This is a genomic window from Micromonospora sp. NPDC052213, assembly GCF_040679695.1.
Taxonomy (GTDB): domain Bacteria; phylum Actinomycetota; class Actinomycetes; order Mycobacteriales; family Micromonosporaceae; genus Micromonospora.
Genome location: NZ_JBFAVI010000038.1, coordinates 29,630 through 45,274, shown reverse-complemented (window position 1 = coordinate 45,274; position 15,645 = coordinate 29,630). Strand labels below are relative to the sequence as shown.

At 75.4% G+C, this 15,645-nt stretch carries 16 protein-coding genes; 8 read left to right on the top strand and 8 right to left on the bottom strand.

The features are described 5' to 3' along the window. Positions 1 to 88: 88 nt before the first annotated feature. From AB0L34_RS12800 to AB0L34_RS12790, 3 genes are all read right to left on the bottom strand, one after another. Positions 89 to 1,051, bottom strand: a complete 963-nt coding sequence (locus AB0L34_RS12800) for an N-acetylmuramoyl-L-alanine amidase (RefSeq protein WP_363704457.1) — start codon at positions 1,049 to 1,051, stop codon at positions 89 to 91. After that, on the bottom strand, positions 1,051 to 1,215 hold the full coding sequence (locus AB0L34_RS12795; RefSeq protein ID WP_357459210.1) for a hypothetical protein: 165 nt from the start codon (positions 1,213 to 1,215) through the stop codon (positions 1,051 to 1,053). Before AB0L34_RS12795 ends, AB0L34_RS12800 begins: the two co-directional genes overlap by 1 nt. 186 nt (positions 1,216 to 1,401) lie before the next feature. Further along, positions 1,402 to 2,190: an aldo/keto reductase gene (locus AB0L34_RS12790; protein WP_363704455.1), complete on the bottom strand. Its 789-nt coding sequence runs from the start codon at positions 2,188 to 2,190 to the stop codon at positions 1,402 to 1,404. Positions 2,191 to 2,286: 96 nt separating this feature from the next. On the opposite strand from AB0L34_RS12790, the gene AB0L34_RS12785 reads away from it, so the two are divergent. Both AB0L34_RS12785 and AB0L34_RS12780 read left to right on the top strand, forming a co-directional pair. Next, entirely contained in the window at positions 2,287 to 3,336 is a 1,050-nt protein-coding gene (locus tag AB0L34_RS12785; RefSeq protein ID WP_363704453.1) for a DNA polymerase ligase N-terminal domain-containing protein, read from the top strand. A 74-nt stretch (positions 3,337 to 3,410) separates the two neighbouring features. Beyond that, complete coding sequence (locus tag AB0L34_RS12780; protein ID WP_363704451.1) at positions 3,411 to 4,604, top strand: threonine synthase; 1,194 nt, start codon at positions 3,411 to 3,413, stop codon at positions 4,602 to 4,604. 24 nt (positions 4,605 to 4,628) lie between these two features. Here AB0L34_RS12780 and AB0L34_RS12775 read toward each other — a convergent pair whose 3' ends face one another. From AB0L34_RS12775 to AB0L34_RS12765, 3 genes are all read right to left on the bottom strand, one after another. Beyond that, positions 4,629 to 6,425 (bottom strand): glycoside hydrolase family 15 protein, encoded by a 1,797-nt coding sequence (locus AB0L34_RS12775; protein ID WP_363704449.1) that lies wholly within the window; start codon positions 6,423 to 6,425, stop codon positions 4,629 to 4,631. 54 nt (positions 6,426 to 6,479) lie between these two features. Beyond that, the gene (locus AB0L34_RS12770; protein WP_363704447.1) at positions 6,480 to 6,884 is read right to left on the bottom strand and encodes a cupin domain-containing protein; all 405 of its coding nucleotides are present in this window, start codon (positions 6,882 to 6,884) and stop codon (positions 6,480 to 6,482) included. A gap of 284 nt (positions 6,885 to 7,168) precedes the next feature. Next, positions 7,169 to 7,621, bottom strand: a complete 453-nt coding sequence (locus tag AB0L34_RS12765) for a septum formation initiator (RefSeq protein WP_350702906.1) — start codon at positions 7,619 to 7,621, stop codon at positions 7,169 to 7,171. A gap of 103 nt (positions 7,622 to 7,724) precedes the next feature. Here AB0L34_RS12765 and AB0L34_RS12760 point away from each other — a divergent pair, with 103 nt between their 5' ends. From AB0L34_RS12760 to AB0L34_RS12745, 4 genes are all read left to right on the top strand, one after another. Next, positions 7,725 to 8,417 (top strand): response regulator transcription factor, encoded by a 693-nt coding sequence (locus AB0L34_RS12760; protein ID WP_363704445.1) that lies wholly within the window; start codon positions 7,725 to 7,727, stop codon positions 8,415 to 8,417. Beyond that, positions 8,414 to 9,688: a HAMP domain-containing sensor histidine kinase gene (locus AB0L34_RS12755; RefSeq protein WP_363704443.1), complete on the top strand. Its 1,275-nt coding sequence runs from the start codon at positions 8,414 to 8,416 to the stop codon at positions 9,686 to 9,688. Before AB0L34_RS12760 ends, AB0L34_RS12755 begins: the two co-directional genes overlap by 4 nt. Before the next feature lie 149 nt (positions 9,689 to 9,837). After that, positions 9,838 to 10,332, top strand: coding sequence for a PepSY domain-containing protein (locus AB0L34_RS12750; RefSeq protein WP_363704441.1), 495 nt, complete (start codon positions 9,838 to 9,840; stop codon positions 10,330 to 10,332). Between the two features lie 264 nt (positions 10,333 to 10,596). Then, entirely contained in the window at positions 10,597 to 11,700 is a 1,104-nt protein-coding gene (locus AB0L34_RS12745) for a beta family protein (RefSeq protein WP_363704439.1), read from the top strand. A gap of 37 nt (positions 11,701 to 11,737) precedes the next feature. On the opposite strand, the gene AB0L34_RS12740 is transcribed toward AB0L34_RS12745, so the two are convergent. Together AB0L34_RS12740 and AB0L34_RS12735 are read right to left on the bottom strand one after the other, a co-directional pair. Further along, positions 11,738 to 12,019 carry an adhesin gene (locus tag AB0L34_RS12740; protein ID WP_357459238.1) on the bottom strand — a complete coding sequence of 94 codons (282 nt, stop codon included), beginning with the start codon at positions 12,017 to 12,019 and terminating at the stop codon, positions 11,738 to 11,740. A 180-nt stretch (positions 12,020 to 12,199) separates the two neighbouring features. Continuing rightward, positions 12,200 to 13,273, bottom strand: a complete 1,074-nt coding sequence (locus tag AB0L34_RS12735; protein WP_357459241.1) for an NAD(P)-binding domain-containing protein — start codon at positions 13,271 to 13,273, stop codon at positions 12,200 to 12,202. A 166-nt stretch (positions 13,274 to 13,439) separates the two neighbouring features. Here AB0L34_RS12735 and AB0L34_RS12730 point away from each other — a divergent pair, with 166 nt between their 5' ends. Continuing rightward, complete coding sequence (locus AB0L34_RS12730; RefSeq protein ID WP_363704437.1) at positions 13,440 to 13,871, top strand: hypothetical protein; 432 nt, start codon at positions 13,440 to 13,442, stop codon at positions 13,869 to 13,871. Between the two features lie 62 nt (positions 13,872 to 13,933). After that, positions 13,934 to 15,517: a D-alanyl-D-alanine carboxypeptidase/D-alanyl-D-alanine-endopeptidase gene (gene dacB / locus AB0L34_RS12725; protein ID WP_363704435.1), complete on the top strand. Its 1,584-nt coding sequence runs from the start codon at positions 13,934 to 13,936 to the stop codon at positions 15,515 to 15,517. Positions 15,518 to 15,645 lie beyond the last annotated feature (128 nt).

Here is a 15,645-nt window from a genome sequence, read left to right as displayed (position 1 = left end):
GTTTTGGGCGGGGCGGGGCGCCCCCCCGCGCACGCGCGCCTACCGCCCGCCCACCGCGGGGGCGGGGCGGACGTCGTTACACCGGTGGTCAGACCCGGGTGAGCCGGACGGCGTCGGCGATGACCAGACCGCTGGCGGAGCTCCACCGGCTGACGGCGACCCGGTTGGCGTCGCCGGCCGGCAGGGTGAAGGTGCCGAGCGTGCGCCACTGCCCGCCGGTGGCCCGCTGGTCGACGATGACCGTGCGGTTGCCGGTGGTGGTGGAGATGATGTACGGCGCGGCGGCGTTGTAGCCCGCGTTGGCCGGCCACCAGGCGTCGACCCGGTAGTTCGCGGTCGCCGGGACGTTGAACTTGTACCAGGCGGCGTCGCTGGCGGCGACGGGGTCCGCGAAGCGGTAGTCGACGCCGTAGCGCTGCGTCGAGTACGTCGAGGTGCCCCAGCTGGAGCTGGCGGTGAACCGGCCGGCGGTGGAGTTGTCCACCACGGAACTCCAGGTGGTGCCGCCCGCCATCTTCGCGGCGACGTCGGAGCGCATCTTGTTCAGGTCGATGAACGACGGGTCGATCTTGCCGGTGGTGCTCGTCTCCCGGTGCCCGCGCGCGTAGCTGGAGTCCCGGCCCAGCCGCTTGAGCACGGCCGCGGTGGCGGCGATCGACGCGTTGTACTGCGCCGCCGTCATCTGCTGGCTGACCCCGTTGTAGTCGATCTCCCAGCCGATCATCAGGGTGTTGCCGTCCCCGGCCGGGATCGGCCCGCTGCCGCCGCTGACGCCCGCGTGGTTGCAGCGGCCGGCGGAGATGACGTGGAAGACGCCGTGGTAGTCGACCAGGGCCTGGCAGAGCGGGCCGGGCAGGTCGGACCGGCCGTTGATGCAGACGTTGAGCGCCGGGTGCGGGTTGGTGGCGCTGGAGGTCGCGGCGGTGTGGTGCCAGAGCACGCCGATCGGGTTGAAGTCACCCGGGCGCATCCGGTTGAGCCAGTCGCCCTCGACGACGACCTGGACGCCCGCCCCCCGCAGGACGTCCACCAGCCAGGGAATGGTGGCCATCAGGACTCCCCGAACAGGTCGGCGAGGCACTCGGCCTTCGGCGCGGCGATCGGCGCGGCGCTGGCCGCGGCGGGCTTGGCGGCGACGACCACCGCGGTGGCCGCCAGGGCCGACATGCCCAGGAGCCTGCGACGGCGCAGGCGGGCGGGTCGTGGCGCGTTCATGGGGGCTCCTTCAGCGAGGGCGGAGGGGTTCCGACTGACCGATGAACTGGTGACGCGCACGCTATATCGTCACGAGCATCTATGTCGATACCCTTCATCGCCCCTATTCGGGCTGAAGGAATTTGGCAACGCCGAACGCTGTCCGGGCCCCGCCGGCCCCGCGACCAAGGGTCGCCGAGGGGGCTGTCAGGGGTTGCCGAGGGCGTCGATGTCGCGCATCTCCTCGGCGGTGAGCGAGAAGTGGAAGATGTCGGCGTTGGCGCGGATCCGGTCCGGGGTCACCGACTTGGGGATGACCACGATCTCGTGGTCGACGTGCCAGCGGAGCACCACCTGGGCCGGGGAGACGTCGTGCGCGGCGGCGATCCGGGTCAGCACCGGATCGGCGAGGTCACTGGTCTTGAACGGGCTGTAACCCTCCAGCACCACGCCCCGGTCCCGGTGCTCCCGGTGCCGCTGCCGGTCGTACAGCGACGGGCTCCACCGGATCTGGTTGACCGCCGGGTTCTCCTCCGTCGCCTGGATCAGCTCGTCGATCTCGGCGGTGCTGTAGTTGCTCACCCCCACCGCCCGCGCGAGCCCCTCGTCCCGGGCGGCGAGCATCTCCCGCCACACCGGGATGCTGTCGCCCGGGTTCGACGGCGGCCAGTGCACCAGCCACAGGTCGACGCAGTCGGTGCCGAGCGCGGTCAGGCTCGCCTCGAGGGTCTCCCGCTCCCGGCCGACCCGGTCCGGCGGCAGCTTCGTGGTGACGAAGACGTCCTCACGGCGCAGCCCGCTCTCCTGTACCGCCCGGCCGACCTCCTCCTCGTTGCCGTACATGGTGGCGGTGTCGACGTGCCGGTAGCCGGCGTCCAGCGCGGCGAGCACGGCGTCGTACCCGGCCTGGCCGGTGGCCTGCCACGTGCCGAAGCCGAGCAGAGGCATCCGCACCTCGCCCGGGAGCGGAACCGTCGGCTGCTCCTGGTGGTCCATGCCGACGGGTCTACCCGTGCTGGTCCCCGACATGCTCCGCCGATCCGGACAACCGGGCGCCCAGCGGGCCGGCGCGGTTTGCCGGAGAATGCGGGGGTGGCTGACCGGCTGGAGGAGTACCGGCGCAAACGGGACGCGGCGCGCACCCCGGAGCCGGTGCCGAAGCGGCCCCCACGGCGGAAGAAGCCGGCCGAGGGGACGGCCCGGTTCGTCATCCAGCAGCACCACGCCCGCAGCCTGCACTGGGACCTGCGGCTGGAGCACGAGGGCGTACTGGCCTCCTGGGCGGTGCCGCGCGGGCTGCCCCGCGACACCGGCCGCAACCACCTCGCCGTGCACACCGAGGACCACCCGATGGAATACCTGGACTTCCACGGCGAGATCCCGGCGGGCGAGTACGGCGGCGGCCGGATGACCATCCACGACCGGGGCACGTACCGCTGCGAGAAGTGGCGCGACGACGAGGTCATCGTCGTGCTGGACGGGGAACGCACCGCCGGGCGGTACGTGCTCTTCGCCACCGGCGGCAAGGGTGGCCGGGACTGGATGGTCCGGCGCACCGACCCGCCGCCGGAGGGCTGGACGAGCATGCCGGAGCTGGTCCGCCCCATGCGTCCCACGCCGGCGGCGAAGCTGCCGAGGGACCAGGCGGAGTGGGGCTACGAGCTGCGCTGGGACGGGGTGCGCGCGGTCGCGTACGTCTCCGGGGGACGCCTGCGGCTGCTCTCCGAGGACGACGAGGACATCTCCGGTACGTACCCCTGGCTGCGCGAGATGGCCGAGGAGCTGGCCCCGGCGGAGGCCGTGCTGGACGGCGTCCTGGTCCGCATCGACACCGCCGGGAGGGTGCGCCCCGCCCGCGGCGGACGCCGGACCCCGGACGCGCAGTACCTGATCTTCGACCTGCTCTGGCTGGAGGGCGTGACCAGCACCGACCTGCCGTACGCGCAGCGCCGGGAGCTGCTCGACGGTCTGGCGCTCACCGGCCCGCACTGGCAAACTCCGCCCTGGTTCCCCGGTGCCGGCCCCGAGGCGCTGCGGACCGGGCGGGAGCAGGGGCTGCCCGGGGTGGTGGCGAAGCGGCTGGACTCGGCCTACGAGCCCGGCCGCCGCAGCCGGCGCTGGCTGAGCATCGACGCGGGCTGAGGAACGGGCGGCCGGAAGCCGGGACACGAGCGGGACCACGATCCGCGACACGAGTCGAGACGGCGAGGAGCAGCGTGTACCTGACCCACCTGGAGTGCCCGCGCTGCGGGCGGGAGCACGACGCCGGCAAGCTGGTCAACCTCTGCGACTGCGGCTCGCCGCTGCTGGCCCGCTACGACCTGGCCGCGGTGGCGAAGGTGCTCACCCCCGAGCGGTTCCCGCTGCGCCCGGCCGACCTCTGGCGCTACCGGGAGCTGCTGCCGGTGGCCGACCCGCGGCACACGACCACGCTGGGCGAGGGCTGGACGCCGCTGCTGCGTACCCCGGCCTACGGCGCGGAGATCGGCATCCCGGACCTGCTGGTCAAGGACGAGGGGCTGACGCCGACCGGTTCGTTCAAGGCGCGCGGCGCGGCGGTGGGCGTCAGCCGGGCCCGGGAGCTGGGCGTGGAGCGGATCGCGATGCCGACCAACGGCAACGCGGGCGCGGCCTGGGCGACGTACGCCGCGCGGGCCGGGCTGGGCGCGACCATCGTCATGCCGCTGGACGCGCCGGCCGTCTGCCGGCGGGAGTGCGTGGCCGCCGGGGCCGACCTGCGCCTGGTCGACGGGCTGATCGGTGACGCCGGCCGGCACGTCGCGCGGCTGGTCGCCGACTCCGGGGGCGCGGTCTTCGACGCCGGCACGCTGCGCGAGCCGTACCGGCTCGAGGGCAAGAAGACGATGGGGTACGAGATCGTCGAACAGCTCGGCTGGCAGGTGCCGGACGTGATCGTCTATCCCACCGGGGGCGGGGTCGGCCTGATCGGCATCCACAAGGCGCTGCACGAGCTGCGCGAGCTGGGCTGGATCGAGGACAGGCTGCCCCGCCTCGTCGCGGTGCAGTCGACCGGCTGCGCCCCGATCGTCCGGGCCTTCGCCGCCGGGGAGGAGCGGGCGCGGCCCTGGGCCGACGCGCACACCGTGGCGTTCGGCATCACCGTGCCCGCCCCGCTCGGCGACGAGCTGATCCTCGACGCGCTGCGGGCCAGCGCCGGCACCGCGATCGCGGTCGACGACGCCGAGATCATGGCCGACCTGCGGGACTTCGCGGCGCGGGAGGGGCTGCTGCTCTGCCCGGAGGGGGCCGCCTGCCTGACCGCCGCCCGGCACCTGCGCGCCGGCGGCTGGATCCGGGCCGGCGAGCGGGTGGTGGTGCTCAACACCGGGTCCGGGCTGAAGTACCCGGAGAGCGTGGACGTCGCCGACGTGCCGGTGCTGCCGGCCTGACGGGTCGCGCCTTCCTCACCGGCGTCAGTCCGTGGTGGGCTCGGTGAGGCGCCAGGCGGCGCTGACCAGGCCGATGTGCGACAGCGCCTGCGGGGTGTTGCCGAGCTGCGCGCCCGTACGCGGGTCGATCTGCTCGCTGAACAGGCCGACGTCGTTGGCGTGCCCGAGCACCCGCTCGAAGAGCGCCTCGGCGCGCCCCCGCTCGCCGGCCATCACCAGGCACTCCACCAGCCAGAACGAGCAGAGCAGGAAGCCGGCCGGGTCGGTGCCCCAGCGCCGGAGCAGACCGTCGCCGGCGTCCAGCTCTCGCTCGACCGCCTCGATGGTGGCGCGCATCCGCGGGTCGGTCGCCGGCAGGAAGCGCACCAACGGCAGCAGCAGCGCGGAGGCGTCCAGCTCGGGCGAGCCGAACGCCCCCGTGTACGCGCCGACCCGCTCGTCCCAGCCCTCGCGCAGCACGGCGGCCCGGATCTCGTCGCGGATGCCCGCCCAGCGCCGCGGGTCGGCCCGGTCGCCGAGCCGGGGCGCGAGCCGCACCGCCCGGTCGATCGCCACCCAGCACAGCACCTTCGACGACAGGTAGTGCCGGTCGGCGTCCCGGGTCTCCCAGATCCCCCGGTCGGGCAGGTGCCAGGTGGCCGCCACCTGCTCGGTCAGGCCGAGCACCATCTCGCGCAGTTCCTCGTCGAACGTCTCGCCCAGGTGGTCCCGCAACCGCCAGACCGCCGAGATCACCTCGCCCGGCACGTCGAGCTGGCGCTGCCGCCAGGCGTCGTTGCCGACCCGGACCGGCAGGCTGTCGGCGTAGCCGCGCAGGTGGTGGCACTCGTACTCGGAGATGTCCCGCTCCCCCTCCAGCCCGAAGAGCACCGGCACGGGAGCGGGGCCGATCCGGCCGATCGACCGGGCCGCCCAGGCGAAGAGGCGGGACGCCTCCGACGGGCACGCGGCCACCCAGAGGGCACGCATGGTCATCGCGAAGTCGCGCAGCCACGAGTAGCGGTAGTCGTAGTTGCGGTCGCCGCCGGTCCGTTCCGGCAGCGACGTGGTCAGGGCCGCGGCGACCGCGCCGCTGCGGGCGTACGTGAGGCCGGTGAGCACGGTCGCGCTGTGCCGGACCTGGCCCGGGTAGCGGCCGTCGTAGTGGTGCGCCTCGCGGTACGCCTGCCACGCCCGCGCCGTCTCGGCGAGCGCGGTCACCGGGTCCAGCCGGACCGGCGCCGCCCCGTACGCCCGCCCGTACGCCACGTCGAAGCCGACCACCTGCCCGGCGGCGACCTCGAAGTCCTGCCGGACGCGGTCCCGCTCGACGGTCAGCGGCAGCCCGCCGGCGCGCAGGCTCAGCACCACCGGGCCGGCCGCGGCGAGCACCGCGCCGTCGGGCCGCTCGTGCAGGTAGGGGGTGAGCAGGCCGTACTCCGGGCGGGGGCGGAAGTCCAGCGACATCCGCACCCGCCCGGTCAGACCCTCGACCACCCGCAGCAGCACCGCCGGCGAGTTCATCCCCAGCTCGTGGCCCCGGGCGCCGAGTTCGGCGGCGAGCGCGTCGGTGACCGCCACGCTGCCCTCCGGGCTGTGGTGCACGGTGCGCAGCACCAGCGTGTCGGCGAGGTACGCCCGCTCCGTGCGGTGCCCGGGCAGCCCGGCCGCGACGGGCGCCAGCCGCCAGTGGCCGGCCGCCGGGTCGAGCAGCCGGCCGAAGACCGACGGGGCGTCGAACCGGTCGGGGCACCACCAGTCGATCGATCCGTCCCGGCCGACCAGTGCGCCCGAGCGGCAGTCGGAGAGGAATCCGTAGTCGGAGATCGCCGGCTGGTCCACCCGCTGCGGGTACCCCGTTCGGCCCGCCTCAGACAGCCCCGCCGGGGCACGGGGTCAGGAGGTGGGCGGCTCGTCCTCGCCGGCCTCCTCCGCCGCGTCGGCCTCCTCCTTCGTCCGGTGCACCGCCTGGTCGGCGTGCTCGGGCGGACCGTAGACGGTGTAGAGCACCAGCGGGTTCGGGCCGGTGTTGACGAAGTTGTGCTTCGTACCGGCCGGCACCACCACCAGGTCGCCCTGGACGACCTCGCGCTTCTCCCCCGCCACCCGGGCCTCGCCGGTGCCGCTGACGAAGGTGAGAATCTGGTCGACGTCCTCGTGGACCTCCTCGCCGATCTCACCACCCGGCGGGATCGTCATGATCACCAGCTGGGTGTGCTCACCGGTCCACAGCACCCGCCGGAAATCCGGGCTCTTCTCGGCGACGGTCGCGATCGTGTAATGCTCCATGCCGACGCACATACCCGCTCGGGCGCGACGCCACGCCGAGACGTGCAGATGATGGAATTCCCCACTGATCCCAGGTTTGGTGCCCCCGTGGGCGGGGATCGAGACAGGGACGGGCGCACGGCGCCGGTCGAGCCAGGTCCCCGCTGACGTACTGCCGTACGGCTGCGGTGGTGGGAGACGGCCAGAGCGCGGCGACGTTCCGATCCCGAGGGGTCTGAGCGGCGCCGCGCGCTCGTGTCCCGCGCCAGGGCGGCGGAGCGCCCGTCGTCGCGCGCTCCTCGACGGCCCTGGCGCGCTCAGTCGTCGTCCGCGGCCGCCACGGGCTCCCGGCCGACGCAGCGCACCTTCAGCTCGAACTCGCCGGCCGGGCCGGCGAACGCGACCTCCACGTCGTCGTCCGGCCCCCGGTCGACGTCAGAGACGCGGTAACCCTGCGCCGGTGCCCAGGAGACCAGCCGCACCCCGTCCGGCCCGCACTCGGCCACGGCCGTGCCGCCCGCCGTGACGAAGGCCCGGCGCTCGCCGTGCGGAGCGGAGCCGGTCGGTGCCGGCGACGACGGCCCCGCGCCGGTGGCGGTCGACTCGGGCGAGGCCAGGGCGCGCTCGACCTCCTCCTGGCTCAGCACGACGCCGCCCGGGGTGCCGGCGATGCTCTCCCCCACCCACCGGATCGCCGCCACCCCGATCAGGGTGGCGACGGCGGCGGTGGCCAGCCAACCGGCGACGGCGAGGAACGAACGGCGGCGCATCCACCGAGTGTCCCCGATCCCGGGTTGGGCCGAGCCCTGGCCGAGGCTAAGGGACGGTTAAGGACCCGGGCCGGCGCGTCCGACGACGGCTACCCTGCCCCCTGTGGCCCGCCTGCTGCTCATCGAGGACGACCTGACGATCCGTACGCCGCTGCTGCGGGCGCTGCGCGAACGGGGGCACGCGGTGGCCGCCGCCTCGACGGCGATGGCCGGCCTGCGCGACGCGCTGGACGACCGGCCCGACCTCGTCGTGCTGGACCTGGGCCTGCCCGACCTGGACGGCCGGGAGCTGCTGCGGATGCTGCGCGCCGTCAGCGTCGTGCCGGTGATCGTGGCCACCGCCCGCGACGACGAGACCGAGATCGTCCGGGTGCTCGACGCCGGGGCCGACGACTACGTGGTGAAGCCGTTCACGGCGGCGCAGCTCGACGCGCGGATCCGGGCGGTGCTCCGGCGCGGGACGGGGTCCGTCCCCGAGGACCCGGCGCTGGTCGTCGGCGGGCTGCGGGTGGACCCGAGGTCGCGGCAGGTCACCCTGGACGGCGAGCCCGTCGAGCTGACGCCGCGCGAGTTCGACCTGCTGCACCACCTCGCCGGCCGGCCGGGCCAGGTGGTCACGAAACGGGAGCTGCTCGCCGAGGTGTGGCAGATCCCGTACGGCGGCGCCGACAAGACCGTGGACGTGCACCTGTCCTGGCTGCGCCGCAAGCTCGGGGAGAGCGCCCAGGCGCCCCGCTACCTGCACACGGTGCGGGGCGTCGGGGTGCGGCTCGAAGCCCCCGGGAGCGCCGGATGAGGGCGCGGCTGGCCCTGCTGGTCGCCGCGGTCAGCGTGCTCACCCTGGTCGCCTTCCTGGTGCCGCTGGCGCTGCTGGTGCGGACCGTCGCCGAGGACCGGGCCACGGTGCGGGCCACGGCCGACGCGCAGAGCCTCGTCACCGTCGTCGGCACCGCCGACACCGCGACGATCCGGTTGACGGTGGAGCAACTGGCCGCCGAGTCCGACCGTCCGGTCAGCGTCTTCCTGCCCGACGGCACCGTGCTCGGCACCCCGGCCCCGCGGACGCCCGCGGTGGCGCTGGCGGCGCGGGGGCGGAGCCTCACCGCGGAGTCGGGGCGGGGGCGCGAGGTGGTGATCGCGGTGCAGGGCCGCCCCGACGGCACCGGGGTGATCCGCACGGTGGTCCCGCCCGAGGAGCTGACCGCCGGGGTGACCCGCTCTTGGCTGGTCCTGGCCCTGCTCGGCGTGTTGCTGGTGCTGATCGGGCTGGCCGTCGCCGACCGGCTGGCCCGCACCCTGGTCCGGCCGATCGGTGAGCTCTCCGCGGTGTCGCACCGGCTGGCGAACGCCGAACTGGACGCGCGCGTCACGCCCGCCGGGCCGCCGGAGCTGCGTGAGGTGGCCGGCGCCCTCAACCACCTCGCCGGTCGGATCCAGGTGCTGCTGGCGCAGGAGCGGGAGGAGGTCGCCGACCTGTCACACCGCCTGCGCACCCCGCTGACCGCGCTGCGGCTGGAGGCCGAGTCGCTGCGCGACCCGGAGGACGCGGCCCGGGTGACCGCGGCGGTGGACGGGCTGGAGCGGGCGGTCACCGGCCTGATCCGGCAGGCCCGCTGGCGGGCGCCGACGGCCGGGGCGGCCAGCGCGGACGCGGCCACGGTGGTGGCCGAACGGGTCGCGTTCTGGTCCGTGCTGGCCGAGGACACGGGGCGCGCGGTCACGCTGGACCTGGTGCCGGGACCGCTGCCGGTGGGCGTGCCCGCCGACGAGTTGGCGGCGGCCGTGGACGCCCTGCTCGGCAACGTCTTCGCGCACACCCCGGACGGCACGGCGTTCGCCGTCCGGCTGACGGCCGGGGCGGGCCGGGCCGTGCTGACCGTGGCGGACGAGGGGCCGGGCATCGCGCCCGACACCGTCGACCGGGGCGCCAGCACCGCCGGTTCCACGGGACTCGGCCTGGACATCGCCCGGCGCGCCGCCGAGGCCGCCGGCGGCCGCCTCACCCTGCACACCGCGCCCTCCGGCGGCGCCGAGGTACGCCTCGAACTCGGCCCGCCGACGCCCTGACCGGGCAGCTCGCGCCGCGTCGGGCGGGGCGGTCGGGGTCCCGGCGACCGGGGACGGCGACCTTAACCCGGGCTTAGCGTTCGGGCAGCGTGCCGCTATCCGGCGGGGCGCGATCCTCGTGGTCAGGAACCGAGGAAAGGCGAACCGAGATGAAGCGCAACCCCCTGATCCTGGCGTCGGTCGGCGGCATGGCCGTGCTCGCCGTAGCCGGCGCGGCCCTCGGCGTCGCGGCCGCCGACAGCGGTCCCGCCCAGGCGACCACCCTGACCGCCGCCACGACCGCCCCGACCACTGCCGCGACCCCGGACGACAGCACGACCAGCGCCCCGGCGACCGGCGGCACCTCGGCGGCCCCCGGCACGCCGTCGGGCAGCGGAGCCCCGGCGACCGGCGGGGACGCCGTCAGCGAGCAGCGGGCCCGCGAGATCGCGCTCGCCCGGGCGGGCGGCGGCCAGGTCGTCGAGATCGAGGCCGAGCAGGAGCACGGCCGGCCGGTGTGGAGCGTGGAGATCGTCGCCGGGCAGACCGAGCACGAGATCGACGTCGACCGGGAGAACGGCAGCGTGGTCAAGGCCGAGCAGGAGCCCGTCGACGACGATGACGACGACGATGATGACGATGACGACGACTCCGACGACGACTGATCCCCGTGCCGCCGCCTCCCGCGTCAGGGAGGCGGCGGCGTCGTCGGCCGGCCGGGTCGCGTCCGGACCTGCCGCCAACGGCGGACGGCGGCATCGGGCGTTCCGCGGACGGCGTCGGGCGTGCCGCGTACGGCGTCGGGCGTGCCGCGGACGGCGTGAGACGTCGGGCGTCCGGTGGCGGGCGTCGGCGGACGGCGTTGCGGGGCGTACAAGGGCGGGCCGATCGACCCTGTGACCGACACCGATGTCTGGCTACATTGGGGTATGGTGCCCGCCCACGGAGGCCGGGCGGCGGAACCGGTCTACCGCCCCATCCTCGCCAGTCGGCGGGGCGAGCTGGAGGCGCTCGGTCATCTCGACGACGTCGTCACTCCCCTGCTCGCCCCGATTCTCCAGGTGTCCATCCCGGACTCGTACACACTGGACGTCCTCGGCCGGCTGCCCACCGGGCTGCTCCCGGCCGTCGACGTCACCGGTCTGCCCGACGCTCCGGAGACCGAGCTGGCCCGCTGGGGCGTACCGCTGGTGCCGGTGATCGGGCTCGCGGACAGCGACCGGCGCCTGGTGGCGCACGGCGCGGCGGCGCGGGGCCACGCCCACCGGGCGGTGGTCCGGCTGCGGGTCGGCCAGGACCGGGCCGGCCCGGACGCGACCACGGCGGCGGTGGAGCGCGTCTGGCGCCTCACGCGCCTCGTCCCCGAGCAGTGCGACCTGCTCCTCGACGCCGGGGACGTGTGCTGCGCGGCCGACGTGCGGCTCGCCGAGCCGCGGCTGCGCCGGCTGCTGGAGTGGGCCCGCCGGCACGCCTGGCGGTCGGTGAGCCTGGCGGCCGGCGGGATGCCGCCCGCAATATCCCGCCTCCCCACCGACGAGCCGGTACGCCTCGACCGCTGGGACTGGCGGCTCTGGCAGCGGCTGGCGGACCTCGGCGTCGGGTACGGCGACTACGGCGTCGGCTCGGCGGTGCCCGGCGCCGATCAGCCCGGCGACCGGCTGCCCACCGTGCGCTACACCACCGACGACGCCTGGTGGGTGTACCGCTGGTCGCGCCGGGGTGGGCGGGGCGACGACCGGTTCGCGGACCTGTGCCGCGCGCTGGTCTCGGCGCCGCACTGGCCCGCCGCCGGGGCCGACTTCTCCTGGGGCGACCACGAGATCGTCCGGCGCGCCCGGCGGAGCGCCGGTGCGGGCTCGGCCAGCAACTGGGCGGCGTGGAGCACGTCCCACCACCTGGCGCACGTGCTGGCGACGCTGACGCGCCCCGGGCGGGAGGCCCGGCCGGGGCCGTGGCGCTCCGGTCAGCCGGCCGCCGAGCGGGGCCGGCCCGCCCGGCCGCACCGGGGCGGGGAGACCCGCCGGGCCGGCTGACCCGCTACCTCAGCGCCGGCGACCCCGCACGGGCACGTCACTGCTTCTCGGTGAACCCGAACTGCACGATGCCCTCGTCGTCGACGGTCGCGTCCACCGAGGCGTCGCCGAGCAGCTCGGCGGCGTCGGAGTCCAGGAAGATCCGGGCGCCCTGGTTGTCGACCACGTGGTCGCCCTTGACCGGTTCGGCGACCAGCTCGACGGTGAGCGAGCCCGCCTGGGTGTCGGCGGCGATCCGCACCCCGCCGTCCTCGGCGACGTCCTGCTGGTTGGCGAGGTCTCGGATCACCATCACGGCGTTGTCGGTCATGGTGAGCATGGCGGAACTCCTCGTGGATTCTCGGATACGCGGTGCGGACCGGGATTCGGCCCGCGCACGAGCGCACGTGGGAGGCGATGGAAGGGCGACACGTACATCGCCGTCGCAGGTCGGGGCAGGTCAGGGCCCCTCCACGGCCTACGTTGCCCCCTGCCGGGGCATCCGTCAAATAGAGCGTGGTCAGTGCCCGGCGCCGGCCGGGGCGAGCAGTGCCCGGATCTCGCGTACCGCCGCGCGGCCGGCCCGGTTGGCGCCGACGGTGCTCGCCGACGGTCCGTACCCGATCAGGTGGATCCGCTCGTCGGCGACCACCCGGGTGCCGTCCATCGTGATACCGCCGCCCGGCGCGCGCAGCCGCAGCGGCGCGAGGTGGTCCAGCGCGGCCCGGAAGCCGGTGCACCAGAGGATCACGTCCGCGGGCACGAACCTGCCGTCGTCCCAGGCCACGCCGTCGGGCGTGATCCGGTCGAAGACGGGTAACCGGTCCAGCACGCCGCGCTCGCGCAGCCGGCGCAGCTCGGGCGTGAGCGGCAGTCCGGTCACCCCGACCACGCTGGCCGGCGGGCGGCCGGCGCGGACCGCCGCGTCGACCAGGGCCACCGCCGCCCGCCCCCGTTCGGGGGTGAACTCCTCGTCGCGGAAGTCGGGCGGGCGCCGGGTCACCCAGGTGGTGCCGGCCGCGACGGCGGAGACCTCGGCGAGCAGTTGGACGGCGGACGTCCCGCCGCCGACCACCACGACCCGCCGGCCGGCGAACTCCGCGGGACCCCGGTAGTCGGCCGTGTGTAGCTGGCGGCCCCGGAAGCCCGACCGGCCCGGGTAGTGCGGCCAGAACGGCCGGGTCCAGGTGCCGGTGGCGTTGACCAGGGCCCGGGTGGACCAGGCAGCCCCGTCGGTCAGCACGTCCAGCCGGCCGTCGGGCCGGTCGCGCACCTCGCGGACCCGCACCGGACGCCGTACCGGCAGGTCGAACTCGCGCTCGTACGCGGCGAAGTAGGCGCTCACCACCTCGGCCGCCGGTCGGTCGGGATCCGCCGCCGGGAACGGCAGGCCGGGCAGGTCGTGGAAGCCGTGCACCCGGTCGAGCCGCAGCGTCGGCCAGCGGTGCCGCCACGCCCCGCCGGGCCCGTCGTCCCCGTCGAGGATCACGAAGCCGTCACCGGGGGCGAAACCGGCGCGGCGCAGGTGGTAGCCGGCGGAAAGGCCGGCCTGGCCGGCCCCGATCACCAGCACGTCGACGGAGCGCTCGTCCATGCCGGGTACAACAACGCACGCCCGCTCCGACTGCCCGCCGGGTGGCGTCTCGCCGCTCACACGGCGCGCCGCGCCGCCGGCGTCGCGGCGTTCCGGTTCGGTAGGAACCGGCCCGCCTCGCCCGGAGTCTGATCGGCGTACGGGCCGGGCTCGGGCGGGAGGCGGAATGGGTGGACGTTTGGGATGGCGGGCGCTGCTGCCGGCGGCGGCGCTGGGCGTGCTGCTGAGCGGGTGCACGGGCGTCGGGGTGGCCGAGGCGCCGACCGAGGGCACGGCGTCGTACGAGGCGTGGGGGCTCAACGAGGCGTCGAGTGACCTGAGCGGCGGGGACCGGACGGTGGTGCTCAACGGCGACCTGGAGCACGACAGCAAGGCGTTCTTCAGCGTCGACGGGCGGTGGCGGGCCGACGGGTTCGTGCTGGACGACACCTCGGCCGAGAAGGTGCGCGCCCTGGCCGGTCGGCTCCCCGACCGGACCGGCGACCCCGAGTGCCGGCGGCTGGTGCTGGTGGCGGAGGGGCTGGTCGACCGGGCGGTCGCCGTCCTCACCCCGGAGGCGTCCGGCGGGCCGGTCACCGCCGCGCCACTCGACGGCTGAACGGAAAATTTCTTTCGGTTGGCGGTCTTCTCTGGCGAATACCTCCATGGCAGCATCAGCGCATGCATCGTCGTCTCTTCCCCCGGACGCTCGCGCTGGCGGCGCTGGTGGCCGCCGCCGCCACGGCCGGCGCCCCGACCGCCACCGCCGAGTCGCCGACCCCCGCGGCGACCCGCCTGAACGCCACCATCGACGCGATCCTCGCCGACTCCCGGCTGGCCGGGGCGCAGGCATCGGTGGTCGTTAAGGACGCGGCCACCGGCGAGACCGTCTACCACCGCAACGGCGACCGCCGTCTGGTGCCCGCCTCCAACACGAAGCTGCTGACCTCGGCCGCGGCGCTCGAACTGCTCGGGCCCGGGCACCGCTTCGCCACCGAGGTGCACACCACCGGCACCCGGCGCGCGGGCCTGGTCTCCGGCGACCTCTACCTGCGCGGCGGCGGCGACCCGACCATGCTCGCCGCCGACTACGACGCGCTGGCCGCGCAGGTCGCCGCCAAGGGCGTCCGGGTCGTCACCGGCAACCTGGTCGCCGACGACACCCGCTACGACAGCACCCGCCTCGGCCCCGACTGGACCTGGGACGACGAGCCCTACTACTACGCGGCGCAGGTCTCCGCCCTGACCGTGGCTCCCGACACCGACTACGACGCGGGCACCGTCATCGTGCGGGCCGCACCCGGCGCGAGCGCCGGCGCCCGCCCCGTCGTCACCACGACCCCGGCCACCGGGTACCTGAAGATCGACAACCGGGCCCAGACGGTCGCCGACGGGGAGACGTCGATCTCCTTCGAACGGGCGCACGGCGGCAACACGGTCGTGGTCACCGGGCAGATCGCGCTCGGCGACGCGCCGGAGAGCGACTGGGTGACCGTCTGGGAGCCGACCGGCTACGCCGCCGACGTCTTCCGCTCCGCGCTGCGCAAGCACGGCGTACGGGTGCTCGGCCGCACCGTGCTGGGCCAGGCCACCCCCGAGGACGCGGCCGAGGTGGGGCGGCACGAGTCGATGCCGCTGGCCCAGTTGATGGTGCCGTTCCTCAAGCTGTCCAACAACGGGCACGCCGAGGTGCTGACCAAGGAGATCGGCCGGGTGCTCTCCGGCACCGGCACCTGGACGGCCGGGCTGACGGCGATCAGCGAGTACGTCGCCGACGCGGGGATGGACACCGGCACACTGCGCCAGCGGGACGGCTCGGGGCTCTCCCGGCGCAACCTGATCCCCGCCGACGAGTTCGTGGACCTGCTCACCGCCGTCCGGGCCGAGCCCTGGTTCGACACGTGGTACGCCGCCCTGCCGGTCGCCGGCGACGCGGACCGCTTCGTCGGCGGAACGCTGCGCAGCCGGATGCGCGGCACCCCGGCGGCGGGCAACGTGCACGCCAAGACCGGCAGCCTGACGGGCGTCTCCGGCCTCTCCGGCTACGTCACCGACGCCGACGGGCGGGTGCTCGCGTTCTCGATCCTGCTCAACAACTACCTGGCCTCGTCCGTGAAGGGGCTGGAGGACCAGATCGCGATCGCGCTCGCCTCGTACACCGAGAAGGGCGCCGCCGCGGCGCGGGTCGCGCCCCCGACGGCGCCCGACGCCCCCCGGGTCCCCGAGGGTCGGGAGTGCTCCTGGGTGAAGCCCGTCGCCTGCTGACCGGTCGGCGGGGCCCGGGCCGGGGCCCCGCCGGCGGGGCGGGGGGGGCGGGGGGGGGGGGCCCCCCGGGCCGCCGGGGCCCGGGGGGCCCGGCGGGGCGGGGGGCGGGGGGGCGGCCGCGCGGAGGG